The sequence below is a fragment of the Streptomyces sp. NPDC058457 genome (assembly GCF_042720695.1).
Classification (GTDB): domain Bacteria; phylum Actinomycetota; class Actinomycetes; order Streptomycetales; family Streptomycetaceae; genus Streptomyces.
Genome location: NZ_JBHXLU010000004.1, coordinates 60,943 through 85,819, shown reverse-complemented (window position 1 = coordinate 85,819; position 24,877 = coordinate 60,943). Strand labels below are relative to the sequence as shown.

Sequence of the window (24,877 nt, the reverse complement as noted above, 5' to 3'; positions counted from 1 at the left end):
GGCCAACGTCGCGTGAGGTGCCTGCAGAAATGGCGTGGAGTTACCGCTTACCGACTTGATCGCTGGCAGGATTCGGTGCGTCTGAGCAGCGCACGCATGTGCGATCCGAAATGGCGATGAGGTGGGGGCGGTATGGCCAGAGGGCCGGAGGTCAGTGAGAGTGTTCGCCGGGAGCTCTGGAGGCTGGCAAACGGCATGTGCCAGATGTGTCGGCGGGAGCTGGACCCCGGGACTGCTGGACGCACTGCAACGGCTCAGACCGCACACAACGTGGCGCTCAGCGATCACGGGCCCCGAGCGGACCCCGCCCTGCCGATCGAGGCTAGGAACGCCGTAACGAACCTCTTGTTGCTGTGCTCGACCTGCCACGACATCGTCGACAAGAACAACGGGAAGGCGTACACCGTTGAGGAATTGTCCAGGCGCAAGGCGGAACATGAGACGTGGACTGCCGCGCTGAGGAAAGCCGGACAGTCGTGGAGGATGAGCTACAGCAGCATCGACTACCTCAACGTGCCGAGGGTCGCGATGCTTCCGGGCGGGGATGTCGTGAGCCAGGCGGCTCAACGTGCTGGTCTTGACCCCACGCGGCCGTTCTCTGGGCAGGGGTTCGCCCCCGGGGTGTTCGTCGGGACGGTACGTCCTGTCTTCGAGTCGTGGCGGGATCATGCCGTTCCTCTCGACGAAGGGCGTCTGGGCACGATCCAGCAGGGGATGTACGTGGCATTCAATGCGCCGATGCGCAGCCGCAACACATCCAACCAGCCTTTTCCTCGGCCGCTTACGGGGTCATGGCAAGACGACCCCTACCTGTCCTTTCGGTTGGGTGGACGGACGATCATGATCCGGTACGACCCGCAATGGCTGACCACCGCCACCGCTGGCACGGATTTGGTCAGCGCAGAAGCGGAGCAGGTCGCCTATGCCGGGATCGGACTCGTCGTAGGCGAATCGGCCGATGCCATTCGGATCTCCGCACTGTTCTTCGGGAAGCCGCAAACCTCCGAAGGGGCTTACATGAAGTACATCGTTCAGGGCGAGGGCCCGATCGCAGGAGCAGTAGCTGTCGATGACTTTGAGACAGAGGTGTCGTCGAGTGCGTCGGGGTCCCAACTGCAGGGGGCTCCTCGTGACCGGAGCAGCGATGACGTCACTGTGGCGCTGCACTTCAACGAACTCGAGGTCTATCCAGGGCAGATCGAGCGGGAGACATTCCGGCAGCTGATGCGTGTGGTACCGGAATTCAGGCGTGATCTCACGGTCTCCATAGGTACTGTCTTCACCCACTCGGTGCTGACCGCCATGCCGAAGCCACTCGACATCGCCGCGTCCCTCTTGGCAGGCGCGCCCAAAGTGTGGTCGACGCACTCCATTCACGGCCTGGGCACTTTGCTGGCAGATGTGGAAGTGGCCTATGCCCTCGTGCGTGGTGTGCGTAGAAGCCAACTCGAGGACCTGCACCAAGCGCTCCTGGCTGGGTCGGAGAGCTATCTCGGGGCTGTCGAGGTACACCTTCGACGCCCGATGCATCAGCACTTCTATGCGGCGACCCCCCGCTTTCGACTCGTCGAAGCGGATCTCCGGCTGCTGTACAGCGCGAGGGAGTACTACGGGGAGCTCGGCAACTGGGACCACAGACCTCACGATCTGCTCGATGAGTGGGAAGCGGAAGAGATCTTCGAGAGCGTGAGGTGGGAGGAGGACAAGGAGCAGAGCGCCGCCGACCTGCGGCAAGCTGAAGAAGAGGTCTCGGAATTGATGGCCATGATCGACCGTGGTGAGGCGGCTGCGGAATGATGGACGTGGGCCGACAGCTGGTGGTGCGGCCTCTCCCCCAAGGTGGAATTGCCGCGTAGTCCACGGGCTACGGCTCGCAGTGTGGCGGCTGGGGCCCGGCCAAACGGCTCGGGCTGTCGTGGTCTCGGGTGGCGTCGAAGGGGTTCGGAGAGCGAGTCGGCTCCCAGATGGCTCCCGAGGAGCCACTCGTCCGGACCTCGCCATTGACGTTCTGCATGTACTTGGCGAGGCGCTCGGGGACCATACCCATGAGGCTGAGACTGATGGACGTGGCTGCTGTCATCGTCCCGGCGGAGGCGCCGGCCACGCGGTCCCCTTGACTGCCGCGTCAAGCAGGTCGCCGAGCCGATGCCAGGCGCCAGGGCCGGCGTGCGACATGGGACTCTCTGCGAACCGCTGCCACGCCGCGTCACTGTCTCCGAGGGCCTCGGTGACGTAGGCGGCGACTGCGGGATGAGTGGTGTCGTAGTGCGGGCCGCGGGCCTTCAGCGCTGACCAGGCAGGCAGCAGCCGGAGCAACTCCGCAGGGCACTCGGGCTGGGCCAGCATGATCTCGACCCAGCTCCCACGAAGGTCGGGTCCGCCGCCCAGGCGCCTGCGCAGGTGCAGAGTGAGATCAAGCAGTGTCTGCTGTGGGGCGGAGTGGCGGGCCAGTACGTCGTCGAAGGTGAGGGACTTCCGGTAGGTGCGGGCGGCAAAGGAGAGCAGGGCCTCCTCGACGAGCGTGTCATTGCCCATGTGCCGCTCCAGGTAGGCCACGAGAACGTTCTCGTCGGCGTCCGCCAGCTTCTTGAAACCGATGCCCTGCGGGTCGCCGAGGGAGGCCGTGCGTCGGCCCGGCCGGGCGGGGACGGGATCGGTGACGAGCGGCATGATGGTGGCGATCAGGTCCTTGGCCCGTCGGTTCTCCTCCCACGCGGAGTTGCCGGAGGAGGAGTAGCCGTGCGCACCAGCTTGGGCGGACAGGGCCCGCCGGGTGTCCTGGACCACGAGACGTGCTTTCTGCCGCGCCTCGTCCGGGACTTCGGGGAGATGTACGAGGAGTGCGTGCAACCAGCCGAGATCACGCACGACCGGATAGCGCGAATCGGGGTCCGGCTCCCAGAGGCTCAAGGCGGTAAGGGAGATGGTCGCGAACCGGGTGCCGAGGGTGGCAACGAGTTCTTCGGACGCGAGCCATTCCCGGGGCTGTCCGAGACGCTGAGCCTCGCCGGGGTTGAGGAGGAACCGCCAGGTTTGCCTGCCTGCGCGCTCCACCCAGGCGACAGCGGAGCGGCAGGCCATGGTCTGGAGGTACCCGGACTGCATCTCCTCGTCGAGGAATCGCTCCACGTAGTCCCGCTCCTCCTGGGACGCAGCCGCCAGCTCGTCGGCGTAACGCTCTCGTGCCTGCGCGGGCGTCAGCCCGTCCCGGCAGGACCGGGAGATCCGGGTGAGGAGGACCGCTCGACCGAAGTACTCCAGGTCGTGTGCGGCGAGTTCCTCCAACAAGGCTGGTTCGACGTGCCATGGCAAGGAGCTGAGCAGGTGCTTGCGCACCACGCGATCGGCGGAGGGGTGCCGCCCGGACCAGGCCAGCAGGCGGCGGTGATGCCCGGTGTGCGCCCGGACGATACCGGTCCACATGCTCTCCCATGCGTCGGACGCGGCACGGTGGCGCTCCATCCACGCCTCGACGTCTTCTTCGCCGTCATGCTTGTCCGGCCCGAACGGGAGGCAGTCGAGGGCTGCGACGAACACATCCTCATGCAAGCCGTGTTCACCGAGTACCAGCTGGGCGGGCGTCGGAGCCGTCAGCAGCTCGGGGGTGATGGTCAGGCCCGTTGCCGAGCGACGGTGGAGCTCAGCAACGACGGCGCGGATGAGCGCTGCCCCGCCCTCTCTCCGGCCAAGCACACCGAGTCGTGCCTCAGAGCACTCCCGTAGAAACCGCACCCTGTATGCCTCCGGGCAGGCGGGGTGCGACAGGGCGACGCGGGTCAATTCCATACGGTCGGTCGTCATGTACGGCTGCGGTTCGCGATTCCGATCGCTCTCCACCGCTGTGGCCAACAGCCACTCGGGCGCCGACTGCCCGAGCGGTCCCGTGAGCAGGGCCATGAGCAGGCCGTCCCGGCCCGTGCCCTGGGATGCCGTGCGTATCGCCTCGACAGCCATGCGCGTGGGCGGGGAGTCGGCGGATGCCTGTGCGATGACCGTACGCAGAAAATCGAAAGGAAGAGACGTACGTGATTCCGCCGCGGCCATCGGACTCCAATCTCCAACACCGCACGCCCCTGGCCCCTGATCGGACCCACCCTGGCACGGTGATCCAGCAGGTGTTGGCGTCAATCATGCCGAAAGGGACTGACAACGCAGTCGGTTGCGGACATACGAGTCTGAAGGGGGCTTGCGGAGCAGGCTGGCTCCCGGAGTTCGGCACGGCACCGACGTCTCTACGCCTGGTGTGACAGGTCGGCCACCAAGAGGTCGAGGGTCGCCTCCTCATGGAGCGCGACGCCGAGGGCGGTCATGGCAGGGGCGAGGTCCGGGTCCCAGTCCGCGCTGACCGGCTCGCCGTCGAGCGCCAGTTGAGGGATGCCCTCAGCCTGACTACGAGCGGCCAGATACTCGTAATCCGCAGTGCCCATGCGCCACGGCCGGGCTTCGTAGCGGCGGATGACTCGGTTGGCCAGAGCTATCCCGGGCCAGTCGAAGTCGCCGTGGTAGGCGAAGCGACAGCCCGTGGCGGCGAGGGCGTCGAGAAGTGTGAGAACCACCGTGGCGGCGCTGCCGGACGTGCACACGAGGGGCTGGATGCACGCCGCGTCCGCCGCGGCTTCCACCACGCGCGGATTTTCACAGATGTGGATGAGCGTTCCGGCGGGGAGTTGCAGCCGCAGGGAGTGCAGGTCGCGCGGTGTGAGGTGGGCTTCGGCGTGATACTCGGTCCGCTCCCGCAGGGCACGCTCCCGCCAGCCCTCTCCGTCGGGCCGCAGCCCGTAGGTGAGCACCGTGCTGGAGACCTCGTCCGGCGTGACGGACACCAGCCGCCACAGAGCGCGTCGACCGGCCGCGTCGTCGGGGAACTCGGTGCCATGGGCGAGGGCGACACCGCGTTGGACGAGGCGTGCGAGCCAGGTGCCGTCGTCCAGGCCGTGCGCGGAGCCAGTCGCCATGGCGGCGAGTTCTCCTCGGCCGAGTGCGCCGCCCCGCTCGGGCCCGAGGAGAGCGGTGAGGACCTGGACCGCCTGCTGGAGTGTCCATATCGCCGCTTCGGGCGGCACTCCTCTCGGAACACCTGCACGGCGCAATAGGTCGTACCACTGCCGGGACCATTCCTGGCCGGCGAGCGGGGAGGCGTCCAATGAGGAACCGAGAGACGACCACACCTGCTCACGCCGTGCCGTCGCATCTGCGCGGGCGGCACGGCGGTCGGTGAGTGGCGGGCCGAGTTCCTCCAGGGTCTGCCTGAGCCCGAGTCCGGCGGCCGAGGCGCGTAGCCGTGCGTCGAGCATGTCGAGCCGTACGGTCGCGGAGGTGCCTGTGAGGGGTTTGCCCAGTAGGAGAGACAGGTCGCCCCGTTCCTGGGCGTTCATCGCGGTCAGCCGGAGCGAACCCGTGGCCTGTACGCCGTTGCTCTCCAGGCGTTTGCGCACTCCCTCCCAGAGCCGGGTGAGCCCAGGTCCCTTCAGCCAGTCACGCGTCGCGGAGGGCAGCCCGCTCATACGGACACCAGACGCCGGTGCCGACCGTTCCAGGTGTAGTGCAGGGTGGCCACCCCGCGCACATGGGGATCACGGAGGCACTCGTAGATGTGCAGGGACGGAACCTCGGGCCAGTTGCCCATGAGCCGCTCGCTGGTGAGGACGAAGTCGAGATCGAGGTCGACGAGGATACGGCCCAACCGGCCATGGGTGGGTTCGTCGACCTTCGCGAAGGCGTCGTCCAGGAGGATCAGCCGCGGCGCGTGCGGCGCCGACTCGGCGAGGCTGGTGAAGTGGGCGGCAGCCGCGGCAAAGAGCACGAGGTAGGAGAGCACTCGCTGCTCGCCCTGGCTGAGACCGGTCCGGCCGGTCAGTTTCCGACGGCGGCCCGGAGCCGCGTCCTCGACCACGAAGGTGTGGAAACGGAACCAGTCGCGGTAGTCCAGCGCGGTCCGCAGATGGGCGGCGTAACCAGCAGACGGGTCGGCGCGCCTGGCGTCCTCGATCCGACGTTGCAGCACCTCGCGCAGCTGCTCGGTCTGCTCGCGCGTTCTGAGGCTCGACGGACTGCGCAGCAGCTCGACGGCCGCGCGCACGTCCGCGTCCACGTCCTCGTCCAGCTTCCACAGCAGCTCGACGCCGAGACCGTGGGATGTGCGTACGGTCCGCAGGGTGTCGTTGAGAGCCGCAACCAGGTTCGCTGCGGTGATGACCTGTGCCGAGAGGTGGTCGCCGAGTTCACCGGTCAGGAACCGCTGGAACACCTCACGCTCGCGCTCGGTGAGCCGGCCCCGGGCCTCCGCGGCCTGGACCGCGATCCGCTCGCCCACGGCTGCGACGTCATGGGACCCGTGGTCGTCGACCAGGCGGCATACCTTGATCCCGTCGCGTTCCTCCAGCTGCGCGTCGAACCCGCCGGCCAGTTGGTCGCGCAGCTCGGTGTGCCGGTTGAGCAGGGCGCTGTCCGACACCTCGCCCTTTGGGCGGCCGAGGGCCTGTTCCACGGCGTCGGCGAGTGCCCGCAGTGCTCGCAGACGGCTGCGGACGTCCGTGCCGGGATCGTCCGACACGTTCTCGGGCAGCGAGGACCAGTCCAGCCCGGCGCCGCGCGCCACCTCGGGCCGACCGAGAGCACCGCGAAGAGCGCTGCCGGTGTCGATGACCGCCGTCTCCTGGTCCGCCAGGTTTCCGCGCAGGCGCTTCTCGTCCTCTTCCGCGCGCACGCGCAGGTCGTGGAGTTCGTCGCGGGCTCGCCCAGCCGCGGGGAGGGCGTGGACGGCGTTCGCGATGCGCTGCTTGGCCTCCTGCTCCCGGGTGAGGATCTCCTCCTCGGACGCCCCGATCGCCTCCTCGCGGGTGCGCAGGTCCTGCTCAGCGGTGCGCAGTCCGGCGAGGTGGAGCCGGTAGCTCTCGTCCGCGGCCAAGCGGTCCTCTCGGGCGCGTGCGTACCGGTCGGCATCGGCCTGGTTCGCGCCGAGCCGCTCGCCCGTGCCGCCGACGGCCCTGCGCAGATGCCCGACACCGCTGAGCAGGCCGGCCAGTGCGGTGCGTACGCGGTCCAGGGCGGTTGGGTCACCGGGCAGGTCGTGGGCGGTCGCCGTGGCATCCGCCTCAGCACGCGCCGATACCGCGAGCGCGCGGGCCTCCTCGGCCAGCCGTGCCGCCCGGGCCGCCTTGGCGATCAGGTCACGCAGCGTCCTCTCTGCTGATTCGGTCCTGCTCCATGCGTCCGCAAGATTCCGTGCCCTGGGGAAGCCCCGTTCCGCGAGCGTGAGAGCCCGACGCATGGCATCGGCTACGGCGAGATCCTCGCGGACGCCGGCCAGCCGCCGTTCCGTCTGCGTGATCTGCTCCTCCAGCTCGGCGAGGATGCGCCGCCGGGTTTCGGCGCGTACGGCGGCCCCCACGTACTCGGTGTCGCCCTTGTCGTGGCGGCCGCTGAGCACGCCCAGACGCCAACTGCCGTCGTAGAAAACCGCGTTGTGGGCGAAGTTCTCCTGTGCCGGTGCGAGTGCGATGGTGGCCAGCAGACGCCCCACCTGCTCGGGTTTGACGCCGCACCCCGGTTCAGGGGCCGGGCGCAGGGCCGAGGCGAGAGTCGGGCCGTCCGACAGCAGGGGACCGGCCCGTAGAAGGGTGTCCCGGGTGCCGGGATCGAGAAGAACGCCGTCCGCGCCCACCCACGCGTCCAGGATTCCGCTAGCCTCCAGGGCTCCTTCCAGACCGGCTCGGTCGGCCGGAGCGAGTTCGTCCGCGAAGTCCACGAGCCGGTAGAAAGGTGCTCCACTGCCCGGCGTCCTCGCGGCGACGCGATGGTGCGGGGCCGGCGGCTCAGGGTCGGTACGTTGCTCCCAGTCCCGCTTCTGCTCAGCCAGGCGGTCGAGTTCCTCGCCGAGCCGACTGACGTCGAGCGCCAGGGCGTCCCGGAGTCCGGTGAGTTCCTCGCCGTACGGCTCCAATGCGGCCTGAGCGGTCTGCCGCGCCTGGCTGTCGATGTTTGGTGGCAGCGTGCGGTCCGCGAACGGCGCGTCGGCGGAGGTCTCACAGCCGACGGAGGCGTGGACGGCGTCCAGAGGCGGGCAGTCGGGCCCCAGCGCGGTCCGTGCGTCCGCCACCCACTCGGCGACACGGTCCGCATAGGCGCGGCTCTCCTCAACGACCTTCTGGCGACTGACGTCGAGACGACCGGCGGCCTCTTCCGCCTCGCCCTCCAGCCGTTCCCGCTCGGCATCGGCCTGATCCGCCCCGCCCCGGGCCTCGTCCGCCCGTGAGATGAGACGGGTCACCTCCTGAACCATCCGGGCCCGGTTTCTCGCGACCGCCTCGGCGTCCTCTAGCTGGTTCTGCCAGGACCGTAGACCCTCCAGCGTCGTGGCCGTGTCCACGCGGGCCACGGGTCGGTGCCGTACGGTGCGCGTCTCCCTGTCCGGAGTCGTCAGCTCTGTCTCGGTGGCCTGGGCGAGAACCGTGCGCGGTAGCGCCACCGCCGCGCCGAGATGGCCGGTGGGAAGCCCGGCCTTCTCCGCCTGCGTCAGCAGTTCCCGGTGCTCGGTTCCCAGCTCGGTCAGGCGGCTTCCGAGGTGTTCGACACCTTCGGCCAGCCGCTCAGCAGTGCTCTCCTCCGCGTCGTGCGCGTTCCGCAGGGTGGTGAACGCGGCCACGGCGGCGGTGTGCAGTGCCTCCACCGTGCCGCGGCGTTCCGACAGTTCGCGCAGGCTGCGGTAGGCGTGACTGGCGTGCAGGGCGGCCAGGTCGGTCCGGGCGGCCTGTTCCTCTTCGCGCAGGGTCTCCAGTCTGCCCTCCGACTCCTCCTCCTGCGTCCTCAGGTCGCTCGTCCGCTGTGCGGCGTCTCCGGCCGCCCGGCGCCGCTGCGTGAGGACGCCCAGCTCGTGGCTCACTCTCTGCGCGGAGGTGCGCAGGACTCCGGCCAGGTAGCCGCGGTAGCTGGTGAGGAACGTGCGCAAGGCCGCGTCGGTGCGTTCCAGGCGGCCGAGTTCGTCCCGTACGGCGTCGAGGTCGTGGAGGTTGCGCGCCACCTTCTCGACCACGTCCTCGTCGAGCCCCGGCAGGGTCTCGCTGAGCAGGGAGGCCAGGCCCCCGTGTTCGATGCGGTCCCCGACTGTCGGGCGCCGCAGTCGGTGGAGGAGCTGGGTGAGGTTGCGGTAGCGCGTCGCATCGGTGATGCCGAACAGTTCCCGGGCCACACGGGAGCGGTGCTGGACCGCACGTTCGGTCGCGTTGTCGGAACCGACGATCTCCTTGAGCCGGTCGACCGGCAGCGGCTTACCTGCCTCGACCAGGTGCAGCTCCTCACCGACCCGCAGCGGGGTGACGAAGAACGTCGGCAGCGCCTTCTGCGTCGACTTCGAGGCACGGATGGCGGCGCCGAGCGTCAGGTGGCGGTGACCGCCGTCGTCGGCCGTGCCCCGGAACTCCACCCACAGGTACCCGAGACGGTTGGTCTGCTCGAACCCGTCCAGCATCAGCCAGGCGAGCGTGGTGCGGCCGGTGCCTGTCGCGTCCAAGGCCCGGGAGTCGCCGTCCAGAAGATAGGGGAGCAGCATTTCCAGGGCCTTGGACTTGCCCGCGCCGTTCTTGCCGCGCAGCAGCAGCCGTCCGTCGCCGAAGGAGAACTCCTGCTCGTCGTACTGCCAGACGTTCTGGATGCCCGCCCGGTGCAGCCGGAAACGCGCGCCGGTGGTCGTCGCGGGGCCGGAACGCGGCAGTGGAACGAGGCCACGCGCGTCGGTGGTCATAGCGGCAACTCCTCTTGGACGTCCGTGCCTCTGCCGGCCGCGGTGGCCCGGCGCACGGTGACGTGGGTGGCGTAGCGGGCCGCTGCGGTCAGCAGCACCCAGCCGTCGCCGCCGGGCCGTGCGCCATGGACATCGGTCACCGTCCGTCCTGCCGGCGCCTCTTCGACGTATCCCTCCGGCAGTCCTTCTCCCTCGGCGCGCAGCCGCCCGGCGCGGGCCATCAGCCGCATGCGGACCAGCAGGTCCAGTACGGCCTCACGCAGGGAGGGAAGGTCCTCCAGGTAGCCGCGTTGCCAGTTGCTGCGCTGCCCGTACTCGGTGATGAGTTCGGCCAGCAGTTCGTCGACCAGGCCGTCCGGGACAGCCACTCCGATGACGAGCGTCCCGCCGGTCGCCGGATGCCCCGGCTCCTGCGGCCGAAGCTGTTCCACGAGCCGTTCCGCCAGCAGCAGTGCGGCCTGTGCGACGGTCCCGGTGCCCGGCAGGTGCAGATCCGTCAGCTCCTCCTCGGGGTCCACCAGAGCAACCCCCTCGGCACGGATCTCCATCTCCAGCCCCAGGAGTTCGGAGAAAGCCTGGGCTTCCCGGCGCTGCCGGGTGCGCAGCCAGTCGCGCTCGGCGTCGGTCAGCTCGTCGAGGTGGACGACGGGTGTCTCGACCAGCATCCGACGCACATAGGTGCGCGGTCCGCCGAACCCCGGGTCCGCTGCCCGCCGGACCAGGTCGGCGCCGTCCCGAGCCTGTGCGAGCGGGCCGGCGACGACCACGCGGGCCAGCTCCCGATCCACTGTGATCAGGGCCTCTCCGCCCGCCTCCTGCGCGATCGCGGCCACTTGGCCCTCGGTCTCGATGAGCACGCCCCAGTCGACCAACTGGCGCAGGGCTGCGACCAGGGTCCGTTTCCCGGCCACCCGGCCCGTCTCCTCCAGCTCGATCCCCGCGTCGGCCGCGGCGGCCCTGATGTCGGCGACCAAGTGCGACAACAGCATCTGCTCGGGCGCGGTCACCAGCACGGACAGGGCCAGCGCGAGGCAGGCGTACGTGTGTGGGGTGAAAGGGGTGCCGGTGGAGCGCTCCAGCCGGTGTCCCGAGCTCGCCCCCAGCCCCGCCTTGAAGAGCCGGGCGTAGGAGCTGTCGACCAGCAGGCGGTAGCCGAGTACCTGCTGGAACCGTTTGCCCAGCCAGTCGGCGTGCCTGCGGATCAGCGGGAAGAGGTCGGCATGGGGGCCGTCCGACGCGACCAGGGGGTGGGCGAGCAGCAGCCGGGCGGCGATGCGGCGTTCGGCGGCCAGGGCCACGTCGTGAGTCGAGGGAAGGGTCATGACACGCTCGCCTCCGCTTCGCCGTCGACCGCGGCGGAGGTGCGACCGATGTCCAGCTCCAGGTCGTCCAGCAGCAGGTCACCGTCGGCCGAGTACAGCACCGTCTGCGTGCCCGCCGTCCGGCGCACGGTGAGCCGGATACGCAGTTCGGCGTCTTCGCTGCTGGCCGAGTCGAGGCCGAACCCCGCCGTCCCCTCCCCGTCCGTGCCGGCATGCCTCCTGAGCTGAGCGTTTCCGAGTGCTGTGGCCAGCAGCTCCAGGAGCAGGCCGAGCGCCGCCGACGTGAGTCGAACCTCGGCGAACCGGCCGGACGCGCTACGCAACTCGTCCGCCGCCGCTGCCCTGGCCGCTGCCCGCTGACGGGCGGCCTCCCGCAGCCGCTGCTTCTGCGCGGAGTGGTCCTCCACCGCGGAGGCCCGGCCCCGCTGTGCGCGGCTGCCCCTCTCACGCAGAGCTACCGGCACTTCGACCACCGGACCGGTCCACCAGCTCGTGTAGGCGGGCACCACTTCGTCGGTGGCCGGAGGTACGCCCAGGTGGCGGGCGCCGTACAGTCCGAAGGCGGCGACGGCGATGTCGTGTGCATCCTGCGGCGCGGCTTCGTCGAACCAGCGGGCCAGCCGCAGCAGATCCTTGCGACGGGACATCTCCCCGGTGGCCGACCGCAGCATTCGCTTGGCGTTGGCGAGCAGCGACTGCAACGCGCGCAGGGTGGCGTCGCGCAGCTGGTCGACCTGACTGCCGTGGCCGTCGATGTCGCTGAACCAGCCGCGCAGGCCATCCCAGTCCGCGAGCTCGCGGCCCCGGCTGCGCTGGACCCGGATTTCCAGGCGGCTTTCGCCCTGCGTCGAGAGCCCGGTGAGCCCTTGGGCGTGGGCGTCCAGCCGGTCCAGCAGAGCCGGGATGTGTGGCCACAGGGTGTCCAGCGCCGCAGAGATCCGGGGCGCTCGAAACGCCACGTCCTCCGTGATCGCCTCGACGTAGTCCAGGAGCAGCTCCTTGAAGCCTTGGTATTCGGCGCTGTCGAGGTCGTAGCGGGACAGCACCTGCCCGAGGTAGGCGTAGAAGTCGCGTATGGAGTCCGCGAACTCGGTGAACTGCACGAAGAGCGTGCTGACCCGCTCCAGCCCGTCCTGCGGTTCTATGCCGCCGGGCGTAGCTACGAGATCGGCTAGCTCACGCAGTCCGCGCTCGACCAGTGCCAACAGTTCGTTGCTCACCTCGCGGGCGGCGTCGGCCTCGGCCAGGACCCCGTCGGCGTCGCGCTGGATGCGTTCGCCCAGTTTCGACAGCTGGTAGCGCGAGCGGGAGCGCTGGTACTCGCTGATGCTGGACGCGTTCACCGTGTGGCTGCTGCGGAGCAGGTTTCCCCACTGCACCAGCTGTTCCAGCCGGACCGTGAGGGTGTCGGCGTCGAGTCTTGCGGCGGAACCACCGGCCTGGCGCAGCTTCGCCATGATGTCCGGGACGGCGAGATCCGCCAGCAGCGTTCCGCAGAAGACACGCATGATCGCGACGTGCTCCAGCCGCTCGGGCGCGCTGAGGTACGTGTACGCGTTCAGCCGCCGGCGCGCCTCCTCGTCGGCGTCCTGAGCTGCGCCTGATGCGGGTGCCCCCATGCTCGCGAGGTTACGCGGTGCATCCGACTGCCGCCGGTGTGTGGCCGGAATTGCCACAGACGTGTGCCAGCTCGTAGTGGTTCCCGTGGCAGCGGCTTGTGAGGCAAGGGAGGGTGCCAGGTTCGCCCTGAATGGGCCCTTCGACTTCTGTGCCGAGTGGCTTCTAGGAGAATGGGGTACGTTCAGGCGCGTATCGATGGGGCGGGAGGAGGCACGCGGTGTCGTACGAACCCAAACTTGCTGCGGCTCTTTCCGGTGCCACGCTGCGCCAGCTGTCTCACTGGCGCCGAGCCTCCGGGCCCAAGGGCGCTGTGCTCGTGCCCGAGATCTCCAGTGAACGGCCGATCCTCTACTCGTTCCGCGACGTTGTGGCACTCCGCATCTGTGTACAGCTGCGTGAAGAGGCTTCGTTGCAGAAGATCCGCCGTGCGTTGAACACACTCAGGGAAGACCTGGGCGAGTGGGAGCACCTCTCCTCGTACAAACTCGTCGCGGGCCCGGACACCATCTACCTGGCCGAGCCCGACCACGCGGTGGACCTGATCAAAGGCGGCAACGTGGTCATCCACCAGATGGTGGATGTACTCGCTCCCTTCTACAAGGACGGCCGGAGCATTCCCGCCCTTCTCACCCCGCGTGAGCACGTAGCGGTCGACGAGGCGGTCCGTGGTGGCGAACCGGTCATCCAAGGCACCAGGATTCCCGCATCGGACGTCGCTGCTCTTGTGAGGGACGGCATCCCACCAGACCAGATCGGTGAGTTCTACCCAGGTGTGACGGCCGAGGCTGCCCGTGACGCGGCCGACTTCAGCGAGTACGTCGACAGCTACGGCAGCAGCGAGCCCCGGCAGGTCGTCGCTTGAAACTGCTGCTCGACGAGAATGTGCCCCGGCCCATGGCCGAGATCGTGCGGATCCTGTTGAAGGCGCATGACGTCGTCCACGTTCACGAGCTCAAGGGCTGGACGGGCACGAAGGACATCGAGCTGTACGCCAGAGCGAAGACTGAGGGCTTCGACGTCGTCATCACCAACGACACCAAGCAGCTCAGCCGGCCGCTCGAAGTGGCGGCCATTGCACGGTCGGGCCTGCATCGCATCGAGTATCGCCAGAACAACAAGCATGGCGGCCTGGTGGGCCTGGGCACGGCGATCGCCACTGTGTGCGCCGCTCTTCCTCATGCCCTGTCCGAACTCGAAGCAGCTGGCGGCCAGCGCCTCGTCTCTCTGACGTCAATCGACCCGACCCGCCAGAAACGCCTCCAGATCACGGACCCGGCCGCCGTCCCGCCGAAGCACTGGCCCGGTGGCGATTCAGCTGCCGGGTCCTGACCTCTCGATTCACGAAGGATCCCGGCTGGTAACCCAACACACGCGATGCCAGGAAATGAGCCGGCGTCGCGCCGACTGCGCTTGTTCTCATCAGGACTCGCTGCTCAACTCTTCCTGGATCTCGGTGATGCGACGCTGGGTCGCCGCGGCGTTCTTCTGCTGACGGGCCAGCTTCGCCTTGGCAGCCGCCAGCTCCTGGGCGAGCCGCTCCTGATCAGCTTCCGCCCGCTCACGGATGGTCCCGTCATCGCGGTACGCGGGCCCTACCCGCTCACTGCTCACAACACCGCGCCGCTCCCCGCATTCTGGGCAGTCGACGACGCGGGCGGAAACGTAGCTGTGCTGGCGATGCTGGATGTGGGGCACCACGTGGTCGCAACGGAGGGTGAGGTTCCAGGTATCGAGGTCTTTCTTGCGTTCCTCCTGGGAGGGCCAGGAAGCGAACAGCCTGGCGAGCTTCTCCATCTGCTTCGGCCCCACCGGCGGTGGCGGGCAACAGAAACAGCAATGCGTCACCCGAGAGCCGCTGATGCTCCACCGGCCACTCCGGCAGTCGGCGTGCCGCTCGCGGAATCTCCGGTCGGCTTCCTCGTACTCACGCCTCTCCGACTCGGACAACTTCATGAGGGGATACCAGTCCCCCAGCCCATCGTGTATAGGCTCTCCGCAACCCCGGCAGGACTCACCGGCCGCGTACTCCGCCCAACTGAGGCGCGTATTCTCTCGCTTCCACCGCTCATCCCGCTCGCGACGCCGCTGGTCATCCGCTTCGGCATCGAGCGCCGAGCGTAGAGCACGTTTGGCAGCTCGCTGTCGGCGCTGCTCCTCCGTCAGCTTGGCCATGGGCTCCACCTTCCGCTGTGCCGCGTTCTTGTGCACAACCGCGGAATCCATGCTGGCGTGGCCGCCCCTGGTATCGCTTGGCTGTGCGCTGGATGACGACCTGTGACCAGACTCGGATCGCAAGTGGTTCTCGCTTGACTGTTGTCGTCTGGTACTCGGCCGGATTCCGCGCAGTGCCCCAGGGCGCACGGCGCCGAGTTCACAAGCGCGCTAGCGAACAGGGTGGGGTGACGCCCTGATCAGGCGGGTGCCGTGGCCGCCCTTCGGGAGAGCTCGACCAGGGGCCTGAGTGATCGATGGATCAGGCTCCTGGCCTGCCTGGAACTTCGCCGCCGTGGTGGCGGGACTTTACCCCATGACTTTTTCGTCCCGAATGAGGTTCGGAGGTGGTCGGCACCGGTTTGTTTGCTGTTTTGACTGATGGTGTCCCTCGTCGTGGTGTACGGGATCAGTGGGCGGGAGTGCGCGGGCGTCTGCCCGGGGCGCACTTCTATGGGTGAGTACCGCTCCCTGAACAGGAGGCGGGCCACCGCGTAACTCTCCTTGGTGAACGCCCAGTTCAACCACGAGGAGTGCACGATGGCCCTGTCTCAGTCTGAGCTGATATGGCTCCTTGAGTCACTACGCTCGACCGACGGAATCGAGCTCATCCGCGCCATCGCCGAGCGAATGGTGCAGGAGCTGATCGAGGCCGAGGCGAGTGCCCACATCGGCGCGGAGTGGAACGAGCACACGCCGACGCGGACCAATATCCGCAACGGGCACCGAGAGAAGGTGCTGACCACGTTGGCCGGCGACCTGGACCTGGAGATCCCCAAGGTCCGCACCGGCAGCTTCTTCCCCAGCCTGCTGGAGCGACGGCGCCGCATCGACCAGGCCCTCTACGCCGTCATCATGGAGGCATACGTGCACGGCGTCTCCACCCGCAGTGTCGATGACCTGGTCAAAGCCCTCGGTGGGGACAGCGGCATCTCGAAGTCGGAGGTCTCGCGGATCTGCCAGGCGCTGGACCAGCCGCTGACCGCGTTCCGCACCCGACCGCTGGATCACGTCCGCTTCCTCTACGTCTACCTGGACGCGACCTACTGCAAGGCGCGCGTGAACCACCAGATCGTCTCGCGGGCCGTCGTAGTCGCCACCGGCATCACCGAGGACGGAGGCCGCGAGGTCCTGGGCCTGATGGTCGGAGACAGCGAGAGCGAGTTGTTCTGGAAGGAGTTCCTGCGCTCGCTGCGAGAGCGCGGTCTGTCCGGGGTCCGCCTGGTCGTCACCGACCAGCACGCCGGGCTGGTCGCCGCGGTCCGCAAGGTGATGCTCGGCGCCGCCTGGCAGCGGTGCAGGGTTCATTTCCTGCGCAACGTCTTCAGCGTGATCGACCGGGATTCCGGTGAAATGGTCGCCGCGACGATCCGCACGATCTTCACCCAGCCCACCGCCGGCCTCGTGCGCACTCAGCTGGACACCGTCGCCGACATGCTCGGCGCCCAGTTCCCCAAGGTCAAAGCGATGCTGTTGGAGGCGAAGGATGATCTGACCGCGTTCGCGGACTTCCCGCCCAGGCACTGGAAGAAGATCCAGTCCACGAACCCGCTGGAGCGAGTGAACCGGGAGATCAAGCGCAGGATCGACGTCGTCCAGGTCTTCCCCAACGACGACGCACTCATCCGGGCAGACGACGCTGCGGAGTTGGCACTGGTGGAGTCCTCGCGTCACGTCCGGGGGAGCACGGAATTCGAGGCCGCCCGAATGATCCTCGGATTCGTTCGACCGAAGAACAGGTTGCGACTGCGCCGAACGGTGGCGGACGCAGGCGTTCTGGAGCTGAGCCGCCTCGACGAGACTGCACCGCTCATCGGCATGGACGCCGCCGAACTGCGCGGCGACACCATGGTGTTCGAGAACCACCGCGGAATGTGCCTGGCCGGGTGGCCGGTCCCCGAGCGCATCGCCCGCCACGTGGCCGGACGCCTCGCCGACGAGATCCTTCCGGAGGTGGACCGCAAGCAGCAGGACATCGAGCAGGAGCGTGCCCAGCCCTCCTGGTACTCCTACAACCGGCGTGACGAGCGCAAGCTGGACGCGGAGGCGGCAGTCCTTCGAACCGTCCGGGCGTGGTGCGGCCAGGACAAGGTCGACCGCTACGACGAGTTGGTTGCCCTGCGCGCCGAGGTCATCCGGCTCGGAGAGCTGGTCGAGAAGGCGGTCAAGGCCCTACGTGACCGCGGCCACGGCGTCATCGCCTCCACCATTGAGCGCGACCTGGGCGTCCATATCTCCAGCCTTGATCCTGACGTGCGTCGATGAGACCGCGCCACGGATCTGGCTCCACCTTGGGCGGCGCCGGCTGAACAGCGGGCTTCTTTTCCTTCTCCGGCCGGTGTGGGTGCCAGCCGTCGAGGAACGGCCGCAGTTGATCTCCCGTCGGCTCCGTATGGAAGTTGAGAGAAGCCAAGCCCTTGCCGCTAAGAGTGGGGTCAAGCCGGTCAGCCTCCGCCTTCCCCCAAGCCGACCACTCTCGCAGCCTCTCGGCTTCGAGGGCGTCTTCCGACGCCGCGGCGGCATCATCCAGAGCGGCACAGAACATTCGGATCTCCCCTGCGGCCTGCCACTGCTCAAGGGCCGTGCCGAAGCGCTCGGCCCGTACTGCGTGAACCGTCTTGATCGAAGCCACGCTGACGGCGGACTCCCACTCCCGCCGCTCGCGCTCCTCTCGCTCCGCTTCCAGACGTCGGCGCTCGGCCTCCTGCCGCTCCCGCTCCTCCCGCAGGCGCTGCTGCTCGGCTTCATGTTCCAGTCGAGCCCGCTCCTGCTCCTCCGCGCGCGCCTTCAACGCCCGGAAGACTGAACCGACCTGCTCCTCCAATGGCTTCTTGGCCGTGTCGGCCCATTCCTTCTTCCAGCCGTAGCTGTAGCCCGACTGCTGGCTGATCAGCAGCTCCAGTTCGCCGGACGGCTCGAACTTCTGGGCCGGGGTGACACGCTGCCAGTCGTACGTACGGCGGCCCGGCTGCTTGGGGACGTACCGGACCGGCTTCTGCCGTTCGCGGAAGCTGACCTCGTACGTCCTGCCGTGGACGGTGAGCAGCGGCCTCGGCTGTCTGCGCTTCTTCGACACCGCGATCTCGCCGTGGCGTGCGAGGGCTTCCTCGGCGAGGAGCCGGAGCAGCGAGAGCACTCGGGGGAGGACCGCTTCCGAGATCTCGAAGGCGCTGTGATCCGTGCTGACTGCGGCGATCACGTCCTCGACATCGGTGATCACACGGCTGCGCGCCAGCCGGATCCGGTTCCACTCGGTCTCGTCCTCGCCGGTCACCCGGAGCAGGCCGAGGAAGAAGTCCCCCTTCGCCCGCCCGCTGTACTTCAGGCTGTATCCCTCGGGGGCACACTGCCGGGCCGCGTCGAAGGCTCTGCGGTAGCGGGCTCGCTCCTCGTCGCTGGGGTTCGGGATCCGAAGGAATCGACCAGCCTGCTGTACCTCCGCGATCAAGGTGGCTCCGACTTCCGCCGGCGACGGCTGTCGGGGCTTGGCGGCGCGCTGCGGCGCCGGCTTCGTCGGGGACGGGGCTGTGACTTTCTTCTGCGGCGGAGGGGCCGGTCGTGTCCGTTGGTCGGAACCTGTTGACCGCTGCTTGCGCTGAGCTGGTTCCGGCCGGTCCGGGTGATGGCCGTGTTCCAGGTAGAAGCGCCCCGCATCAGTGATCTCCGCCTGCCACTTCCCATCCTGCTTGGGCATGGTGATCAGGCGCCGCTCCTTGAGCGCGCGGGCGGTGAGAGCGATCTCGGGGCTGTCCGACGTGACCGGGTCGGCTCCGTCCCCGATGCGGGTGAGGAGTGCGAGCTGCCGGTCATTTAACGGAGACCATCGGTGCATGTCGATCGTCGTACCGTCTGGTGTCTCCTCGGCACAAGCCGTGGGGTGACTCTTGCGGAGCGCACGGCGCACTCGGAGGCGGTACACCTCTCGCTGGGAGCCGCCGGGGAGCCGCTCCCTGAAGTCGGCTCCCAAATGGCTCCCAAAACAGGGCCGCAACGCAAATCAGGCCCGGTGCTGATCTCTCAGCACCGGGCCTGACCTGGTGTTTCTCTGTCGGGGTGGCGGGATTTGAACCCACGACCTCTTCGTCCCGAACGAAGCGCGCTGCCAAGCTGCGCTACACCCCGGTGTCGCTGCTTTGCTGCTTGTCGCGGCGACGTCGTTTACTTTAGCCCACTGGTGGCTGGAGACGAAATCCGGTTTAGGGGCGGCGTCCGACCGGGTTCGGGCGGGTGTGGTCCAGGGCTACCAGGAGGACCGCCAAGGCGTAGAAGGAGAGGCCCAGGAGGAGGGCGTTGGCGAGGGTGGCGCGGTAACTGTGCTGCTCGGCGTCCAGGAAGGGATAGAGGTAGCGGCCCGGCGTGCCGGGAACGACCAGCTCCGCCCGGATGAGGGTGAAGGTCAGGTAGGCCAGGGGGTACAGCATCCACGCCGGCGTCTGGCGGAGGTGGAGGCGGGCCGGGGGCGTGAGGACGAGCCAGTCCAGGAGCGCTGCCGCGGGGGCCGCCGTGTAGAGGAGCTGCAGAGCCAGCCACTGGCCGTGCCAGGCCACCGGGAGATGTGTCGTGCCCGTCATCGAGAACGGGGGCGTGGTGTGGCCCAGAAGCAGGTGGTAGACCAAGGCCGAGATCACGGCGTAGAGAAGTGCCGCGCCGGTCAGGGACGAGGGCAGGGGGCGGGCCGCCTGCCAGGCTCGGCGGGCCGAGGCGAGACTGACCAGGGTCAGGAGCACCGCCGCCTGGACTCCGAAGTAGCTCATGATCCGGTCCGGGCTGCCCAGCAGCAGCTCCAGGGCAACGCCCGCCGATGCCAGCGCGGCCGTCGCGAGGCGGAACACCGCGGTCACGGGGCGGCGGACGGGGGCGACCACCGCCGTCGCCGGCACGTATCCGGGCATCAGTACGGGGGTGCCCGGGACCGCGGGGAGGTCGGGTATGTCCCTGGGTATCGGAGGAGTCGTCGTCATGCCCTCAAAGTAGGGAGAAAAGGGCATTTCTAGCGCGTTGGTCTACGCCGGATGGGTTATCCCGCGGTTCTTCCCGGTTGTCCCGCGCCGGGCTTTCCGCGCCGGGCTTTCCGGGTCGGACCTTCCGGGGCGGGCCTGCTGGGTCGGGTCTGCTGGGTCGGGTCGGCCCGGCCGGGGTACTCCTACTCCCGCCCCACCAGCGTCAGCAGCGTCGCCTCCGGTGGGCAAGCGAAGCGGACCGGGGTGTAGCGGTTCGTGCCGCAGCCCGCCGAGACGTGGAGATAGGACGTACGGCCCTCCGCCGTGTGCGTGGACAGGCCCTTCACGCGGTCCGCGTCCAGGTCGCAGTTGGTGACCAGGGCGCCGTAGAACGGGACGCAGAGCTGGCCGCCGTGCGTGTGGCCGGCCAGGACCAGGGGGTAGTTGTCCGCCGTGAAGGAGTCCAGAACGCGCAGGTACGGGGCATGCACCACGCCCATCGAGAAGTCCGCCGTACCGGACGGGCCGCCCGCCACCTGCGGATAGCGGTCGCGCTTGATGTGCGGGTCGTCCAGTCCCGTCAGCTCCACCGAGACACCCTCGATCTTCAGGGTGCCCCTCGTGTTCGTGAGGTTCAGCCAGCCCGCCCCGTCGAAGCCGTCCCGCAGGTTCTCCCAGTCGATGTGGATCGCGCCGACGACCGGCGGGTTGCCGTTCAGGCCGTGCTTGCCGCTCACCTTCTCCAGCAGGTAGCGGGCGGGGTTGCGGGGCGTGGGGCCGTAGTAGTCGTTGGAGCCGAAGACGTACGCGCCCGGGAACTCCATCAGCGGGCCCAGCGCGTCCAGTACCTCCGGGATGGCTTCCGGGTCGGACAGGTTGTCGCCCGTGTTGATCACGAAGTCCGGGCGCAGGCCCGCCAGCGACTGCAGCCACCGTTGCTTCTTGCGCTGACCGCCGACCATGTGGATGTCGGAGACCTGGAGCACCCGCAGCGGGCGCATCCCCGGCGGGAGGACCGGGACGGTCACCCGGCGCAGGCGGAAGGAACGGACCTCGAAGCCGGCCGCGTACAACACACCCGCGGTGCCGAACGCCGCGATTCCCAGGGGTACTCCGTATCGAGCGCGCATACAGCCATCGTGTCAGACCGAGCGAGCGCTCAGAGACCGGGCGGTACGTGAAGCGGGTAAATCGGCGGGCGTTGGGCCCGTGGCACCTGCGACAATCGGTGCCATGACCACCACGCTCAAGTCGAAGCTGCAGGACGACCTCAACGCCGCGATCAAGGGACGCGACGAGCTCCGCTCGGCCACGCTCAGGATGACGCTCGCTGCGATCACCAACGAAGAGGTCGCGGGCAAGCAGAAGCGCGAGCTCTCCGACGACGAGGTGCTCAAGGTGATCGCCAAGGAGGCGAAGAAGCGCCGGGAGGCGGCCGAGGCCTTCGCGCAGGGCGGCCGTGCCGAGAGCGCCGAGCGGGAGAAGGCGGAGGGCGGGGTCCTCGCCGAGTACCTGCCGAAGCAGCTCAGCGACGAGGAGCTGGACGCGGTAGTCACCCAGGCCGTCGCGGAGGCGAAGGCGGCGGGCGCCGAGGGGCCGCGGGCCATCGGCGCCGTGATGAAGATCGTGAACCCGAAGGTGGCCGGCCTGGCCGAGGGCGGCCGCGTCGCCGCCGCGGTGAAGAAGCGGCTCCAGGGCTGACCAGCCCTGACAGGCCTGACAGCCCTGACAGCCCTGAGAGGGCTGAGAGCAAGGCAGAGCAGAGCAGGCAGTACGACGGTGGGGCCGCACTTCTGGAGAAGAGGTGCGGCCCCACCGTCGTAACGGAAGATCCCGGAGGACCCGGAGGACCCGGAGGACCGGGAGATCAGCCCCGGTTCCCGCCGTTCCCGTTGTTGCCGCTGTTTGTGTTCCCCTGGATGAAGCCGTCGGGGAGGGAGAAGGTCGGGGTCGGGGTGGTGCCGCCGTCCGTCGATCCGTCCGTCGTGCCGCCGACGAGACCGCCGATCAGGCCGCCGGTGTTGTCGCCCCCGTTGCTGTTGCCGTTTCCGTTCCCGTTGCCCTTGTCGTGGTCGTTCTCGTCCGGGATGTCGACGAGGTTGAAGGACTCGGACGGCTTGCCCTCCAGGGCGCCCGTCATGGCGTCCTTCCAGATGGGGCCCGGGGTGTCGGCGCCGTAGACCTCGGAGTGGTAGACGCCACCGATGGTGATGTTGGTCATCTCGATGTTCTGCTTGGCGCTGCCGACCCAGACCGCACCCGCGAGGTTGGGCGTGTAGCCGACGAACCAGGCGTTCTTGCGGGAGTCCGTCGTACCCGTCTTGCCGGCGCTCTCCCGGTCGTCCAGGCCGGCCTGCTGACCGGTACCGGAGTCGATCACGCCGCGCAGCAGGGTGTTGATCGTGTCGGCGGTCTTCTCGCTCATCGCGCGCGAGCAGGTCGACTTCGGGACGGCGAGTGACTTCTGCTCGTTGCCGACCTTCTGGGTGATCGACTCGATGGCGACCGGCGTGCAGTACATGCCGCGGTCGGCGAAGGCGGCGTACGCGCTCGCCATGGTCAGCGGGGAGAGGCCGATCGCGCCGAGGGCGATGGACGGGGTCTCCGGAAGCTTCGAGCCGTCGCCCTGGTGGACGTTCAGCGAGTCGGTCATCTTGACCACCGGGCACAGGCCGATGTCGGAGATCAGCTGGACGAAGTAGGTGTTGATGGACTTGGCCATCGCCTTCTTCATCTGGTACGGCCCGACCTCGGACTCGTTCTCGTTCTGGACCTGCTCGCCGTCCGTGTTGACCCACTGCTTGCCGTTGCACTGCTGGACGGGGCTCGGGTAGTTCATCTTGTACGGCGACGAGTACTCCTGCGTCGCCGACTTGCCGCCCTCGATGGCGGCCGCGGCCACGAACGGCTTGAACGTCGAACCCGTCGGGAAGCCGTAGTTGGAGCCGCCGTAGTCCCGGTCGACCGAGAAGTTGTACTCGGTCTCGTTCTTGTTGTAGCCGTACGGCTTCGACTGGCCCATCCCCAGGATCTTGCCCGTGCCGGGCTCGACCAGGGTGGCGGCGGCCGCGACCGAGTCGGACTTGTAGACGTGGTCCTTGATCGAGCTCTGCACCGAGTCCTGGGCCTGCGGGTCCAGCGTCGTACGGATGGTCAGGCCGCCCTGGTTCCAGAGCTTGGCGCGCTCCGCGCTGGTCTTGCCGAACGTCGGGTCGGTGAGGAAGACGTTCTCGACGTACTTGCAGAAGAACCCGGCACCCTTGACGGCGGTGATGCAGCCGTTCTTCGGCTGGGTGACATGCAGCCCGAGCGGGGTCTCCTTGGCCTTGTCGGCCTCCGCCTGGGAGATGTCGCCCAGTTGGGCCATGCGCTCCAGCACGACGTTGCGTCGCTTGGTCGCCTCGGCCTCGTCGTTGACCGGGTCGTAGCGGCTCGGTGACTGGACGATGCCGGCCAGCAGGGCCGACTGCTGGAGGTTCAGGTCCTTGGCGTGCTTGGAGAAGTAGCGCTGGGAGGCGGCCTCGATGCCGTAGGCCTGCTCGCCGAAGAAGGTGATGTTCAGGTAGTTCTCGAGGATCTTCTTCTTGCCGAGCTTCTCCTCCAGCTGGATCGCGTACTTCAGCTCCTTGACCTTGCGGCCGAGGGTCTGCTGGGTGGCCTCGGCGACCTTGGTCGGGTCGTCGCCGGCCTCCTCGATGAAGTAGTTCTTCACCAGCTGCTGGGTGAGCGTGGACGCGCCCTGGGAGACCCCGCCGCTCTGCGCGTTCTTGTTCAGCGCGCGCAGCACGCCCTTCAGGTCGATGGCGCCGTGCTGGTAGTAGCGCGAGTCCTCGATCGCGACGATCGCCTTCTGCATGTAGGGCGAGATGTCCTTGAGGTCCACCACCGTGCGGTCACGGGAGTAGACCTGGGCGATCTGGTTGCCCTTGCTGTCGAGGATCGTGGTGCGCTGGCTGAGCTGCGGGCTCTTCAGGTTGGCCGGGATCTCGTCGAAGCCCTGTACCGAACCTTTGGCCGCGAGGCCCAGGGCCCCGGCCGCGGGCAGCGCGATGCCCGCCATCACGGCTCCCGCGAGCACACTGACACCGAGGAACTTGGCGGCCTGCTGCGTGGTCGACAGCCCACCGCCCGAGCGCTTCTTTGGCATGGGGGCAGCCTAATCCGTAGTGCTGAGCGTTCCGGGGGAGCGGGTGTCTCTCGGGATGTTCGAGTGCCGGATCGTGACATACGGGACCAGGCGCATGGGGCCGTCATGACTCGGCGCACGGCACGACGACATGAACGGTCTACCTTGCCATTCGCCGGACACACGTACAGGCCTTGGCCTAAGCTGCTCTCAACTGTCACAGCAGTGCGGCCACGTATCAATACGTCCGGCGACCCCGAATCGTTCCGGAACCCGCCCACTTTTTTCGGGTGATGTGTTGGTCGCGTGTCCGAATCCGCCTCGTGTGTCACCTGGCGTCCGTTGTGACGCGCCGCAGCTGTCCCGGTTTGCCGTGATGATCACGCATGTCGTCAGCTCACTCCCGCGGGTGATCTGCCGCTTACCCATAGTCCGTTCGGGCCATTCAAGATTGGGCCCGAAGGGGGTGTTGCGCTGTGCCCGCCTTCCGTAACGTCCTCAACTGGCGGCGGTGAATATGCCGCTGCCGCCGTGGGGGAGCCTCGATTCGGGAGAGGACGGCGCCGGTATGGGCTGGGTAACCGACTGGAGTGCGCAGGCTGCCTGCCGCACTACCGATCCGGATGAACTGTTCGTTCAAGGAGCAGCGCAGAACAGGGCCAAGGCGGTGTGCACCGGATGTCCGGTACGCACTGAATGCCTGGCCGATGCGCTGGACAATCGCGTCGAGTTCGGCGTGTGGGGAGGCATGACGGAGCGGGAGCGCCGCGCACTGCTGCGCAGGCGGCCCACCGTGACCTCCTGGCGCAGGCTCCTGGAGACAGCTCGCTCGGAGTACGAGCGGGGGACCGGGATCGTCCCCCTCGACAGCGACGAGGTGTACGAGCACTACGCAGCGGTGAGCTGAGCGGCGAGGATC

General features: G+C 68.2%; 15 protein-coding genes, 1 tRNA gene and 2 pseudogenes. 7 read left to right on the top strand and 11 right to left on the bottom strand.

Annotated elements, in window-relative coordinates:
- The first annotated feature begins 483 nt into the window (after positions 1 to 483).
- Entirely contained in the window at positions 484 to 1,797 is a 1,314-nt protein-coding gene (locus tag ACFWPS_RS05300; protein WP_383701168.1) for a hypothetical protein, read from the top strand.
- A gap of 279 nt (positions 1,798 to 2,076) precedes the next feature.
- Here the strand turns inward: ACFWPS_RS05300 and ACFWPS_RS05295 are convergent, their stop codons facing one another.
- The 5 genes from ACFWPS_RS05295 to ACFWPS_RS05275 form a co-directional block, all read right to left on the bottom strand.
- On the bottom strand, positions 2,077 to 4,044 hold the full coding sequence (locus tag ACFWPS_RS05295) for a hypothetical protein (RefSeq protein WP_383701166.1): 1,968 nt from the start codon (positions 4,042 to 4,044) through the stop codon (positions 2,077 to 2,079).
- 188 nt (positions 4,045 to 4,232) lie between these two features.
- Positions 4,233 to 5,504: a TIGR02679 family protein gene (locus tag ACFWPS_RS05290; protein WP_383701164.1), complete on the bottom strand. Its 1,272-nt coding sequence runs from the start codon at positions 5,502 to 5,504 to the stop codon at positions 4,233 to 4,235.
- Positions 5,501 to 9,739, bottom strand: coding sequence for a TIGR02680 family protein (locus tag ACFWPS_RS05285; RefSeq protein ID WP_383701162.1), 4,239 nt, complete (start codon positions 9,737 to 9,739; stop codon positions 5,501 to 5,503). The genes ACFWPS_RS05290 and ACFWPS_RS05285 overlap by 4 nt, the downstream gene beginning before the upstream one ends.
- Positions 9,736 to 11,061, bottom strand: a complete 1,326-nt coding sequence (locus tag ACFWPS_RS05280; protein WP_383701160.1) for a TIGR02678 family protein — start codon at positions 11,059 to 11,061, stop codon at positions 9,736 to 9,738. The genes ACFWPS_RS05285 and ACFWPS_RS05280 overlap by 4 nt, the downstream gene beginning before the upstream one ends.
- Positions 11,058 to 12,680 (bottom strand): TIGR02677 family protein, encoded by a 1,623-nt coding sequence (locus tag ACFWPS_RS05275; protein ID WP_383701158.1) that lies wholly within the window; start codon positions 12,678 to 12,680, stop codon positions 11,058 to 11,060. The genes ACFWPS_RS05280 and ACFWPS_RS05275 overlap by 4 nt, the downstream gene beginning before the upstream one ends.
- Before the next feature lie 218 nt (positions 12,681 to 12,898).
- Here ACFWPS_RS05275 and ACFWPS_RS05270 point away from each other — a divergent pair, with 218 nt between their 5' ends.
- The gene (locus ACFWPS_RS05270) at positions 12,899 to 13,543 is read left to right on the top strand and encodes a DUF433 domain-containing protein (protein ID WP_383701156.1); all 645 of its coding nucleotides are present in this window, start codon (positions 12,899 to 12,901) and stop codon (positions 13,541 to 13,543) included.
- Entirely contained in the window at positions 13,540 to 14,010 is a 471-nt protein-coding gene (locus ACFWPS_RS05265) for a DUF5615 family PIN-like protein (protein WP_383701154.1), read from the top strand. Before ACFWPS_RS05270 ends, ACFWPS_RS05265 begins: the two co-directional genes overlap by 4 nt.
- Before the next feature lie 90 nt (positions 14,011 to 14,100).
- Here ACFWPS_RS05265 and ACFWPS_RS05260 read toward each other — a convergent pair whose 3' ends face one another.
- On the bottom strand, positions 14,101 to 14,853 hold the full coding sequence (locus tag ACFWPS_RS05260; protein WP_383701152.1) for a hypothetical protein: 753 nt from the start codon (positions 14,851 to 14,853) through the stop codon (positions 14,101 to 14,103).
- Positions 14,854 to 15,432: 579 nt separating this feature from the next.
- On the opposite strand from ACFWPS_RS05260, the pseudogene ACFWPS_RS05255 reads away from it, so the two are divergent.
- Both ACFWPS_RS05255 and ACFWPS_RS05250 read left to right on the top strand, forming a co-directional pair.
- A pseudogene (locus tag ACFWPS_RS05255) lies at positions 15,433 to 16,521 on the top strand (IS256 family transposase); the annotation flags it as partial.
- Positions 16,504 to 17,157, top strand: a pseudogene (locus ACFWPS_RS05250) (PE-PGRS family protein); the annotation flags it as partial. The pseudogenes ACFWPS_RS05255 and ACFWPS_RS05250, both read left to right, overlap by 18 nt.
- Here the strand turns inward: ACFWPS_RS05250 and ACFWPS_RS05245 are convergent.
- From ACFWPS_RS05245 to ACFWPS_RS05230, 4 genes are all read right to left on the bottom strand, one after another.
- Complete coding sequence (locus tag ACFWPS_RS05245; RefSeq protein ID WP_383701150.1) at positions 17,087 to 18,796, bottom strand: PE-PGRS family protein; 1,710 nt, start codon at positions 18,794 to 18,796, stop codon at positions 17,087 to 17,089. The pseudogene ACFWPS_RS05250 and the gene ACFWPS_RS05245 overlap by 71 nt on opposite strands.
- A 144-nt stretch (positions 18,797 to 18,940) precedes the next feature.
- Positions 18,941 to 19,014, bottom strand: a tRNA-Pro gene (locus ACFWPS_RS05240).
- Between the two features lie 74 nt (positions 19,015 to 19,088).
- The gene (locus ACFWPS_RS05235) at positions 19,089 to 19,853 is read right to left on the bottom strand and encodes a Pr6Pr family membrane protein (protein WP_383701148.1); all 765 of its coding nucleotides are present in this window, start codon (positions 19,851 to 19,853) and stop codon (positions 19,089 to 19,091) included.
- A 182-nt stretch (positions 19,854 to 20,035) separates the two neighbouring features.
- A complete protein-coding gene (locus ACFWPS_RS05230) occupies positions 20,036 to 20,962 on the bottom strand; it encodes a metallophosphoesterase (protein ID WP_383701146.1) in 927 nt (308 codons plus the stop codon).
- 103 nt (positions 20,963 to 21,065) lie between these two features.
- Here ACFWPS_RS05230 and ACFWPS_RS05225 point away from each other — a divergent pair, with 103 nt between their 5' ends.
- Positions 21,066 to 21,533 (top strand): GatB/YqeY domain-containing protein, encoded by a 468-nt coding sequence (locus ACFWPS_RS05225; RefSeq protein WP_383701144.1) that lies wholly within the window; start codon positions 21,066 to 21,068, stop codon positions 21,531 to 21,533.
- A gap of 166 nt (positions 21,534 to 21,699) precedes the next feature.
- On the opposite strand, the gene ACFWPS_RS05220 is transcribed toward ACFWPS_RS05225, so the two are convergent.
- Positions 21,700 to 23,979 carry a transglycosylase domain-containing protein gene (locus ACFWPS_RS05220; RefSeq protein WP_383701142.1) on the bottom strand — a complete coding sequence of 760 codons (2,280 nt, stop codon included), beginning with the start codon at positions 23,977 to 23,979 and terminating at the stop codon, positions 21,700 to 21,702.
- 547 nt (positions 23,980 to 24,526) lie between these two features.
- On the opposite strand from ACFWPS_RS05220, the gene wblA reads away from it, so the two are divergent.
- Positions 24,527 to 24,865 carry a transcriptional regulator WblA gene (wblA, locus tag ACFWPS_RS05215; RefSeq protein WP_067046754.1) on the top strand — a complete coding sequence of 113 codons (339 nt, stop codon included), beginning with the start codon at positions 24,527 to 24,529 and terminating at the stop codon, positions 24,863 to 24,865.
- Positions 24,866 to 24,877: the final 12 nt, after the last annotated feature.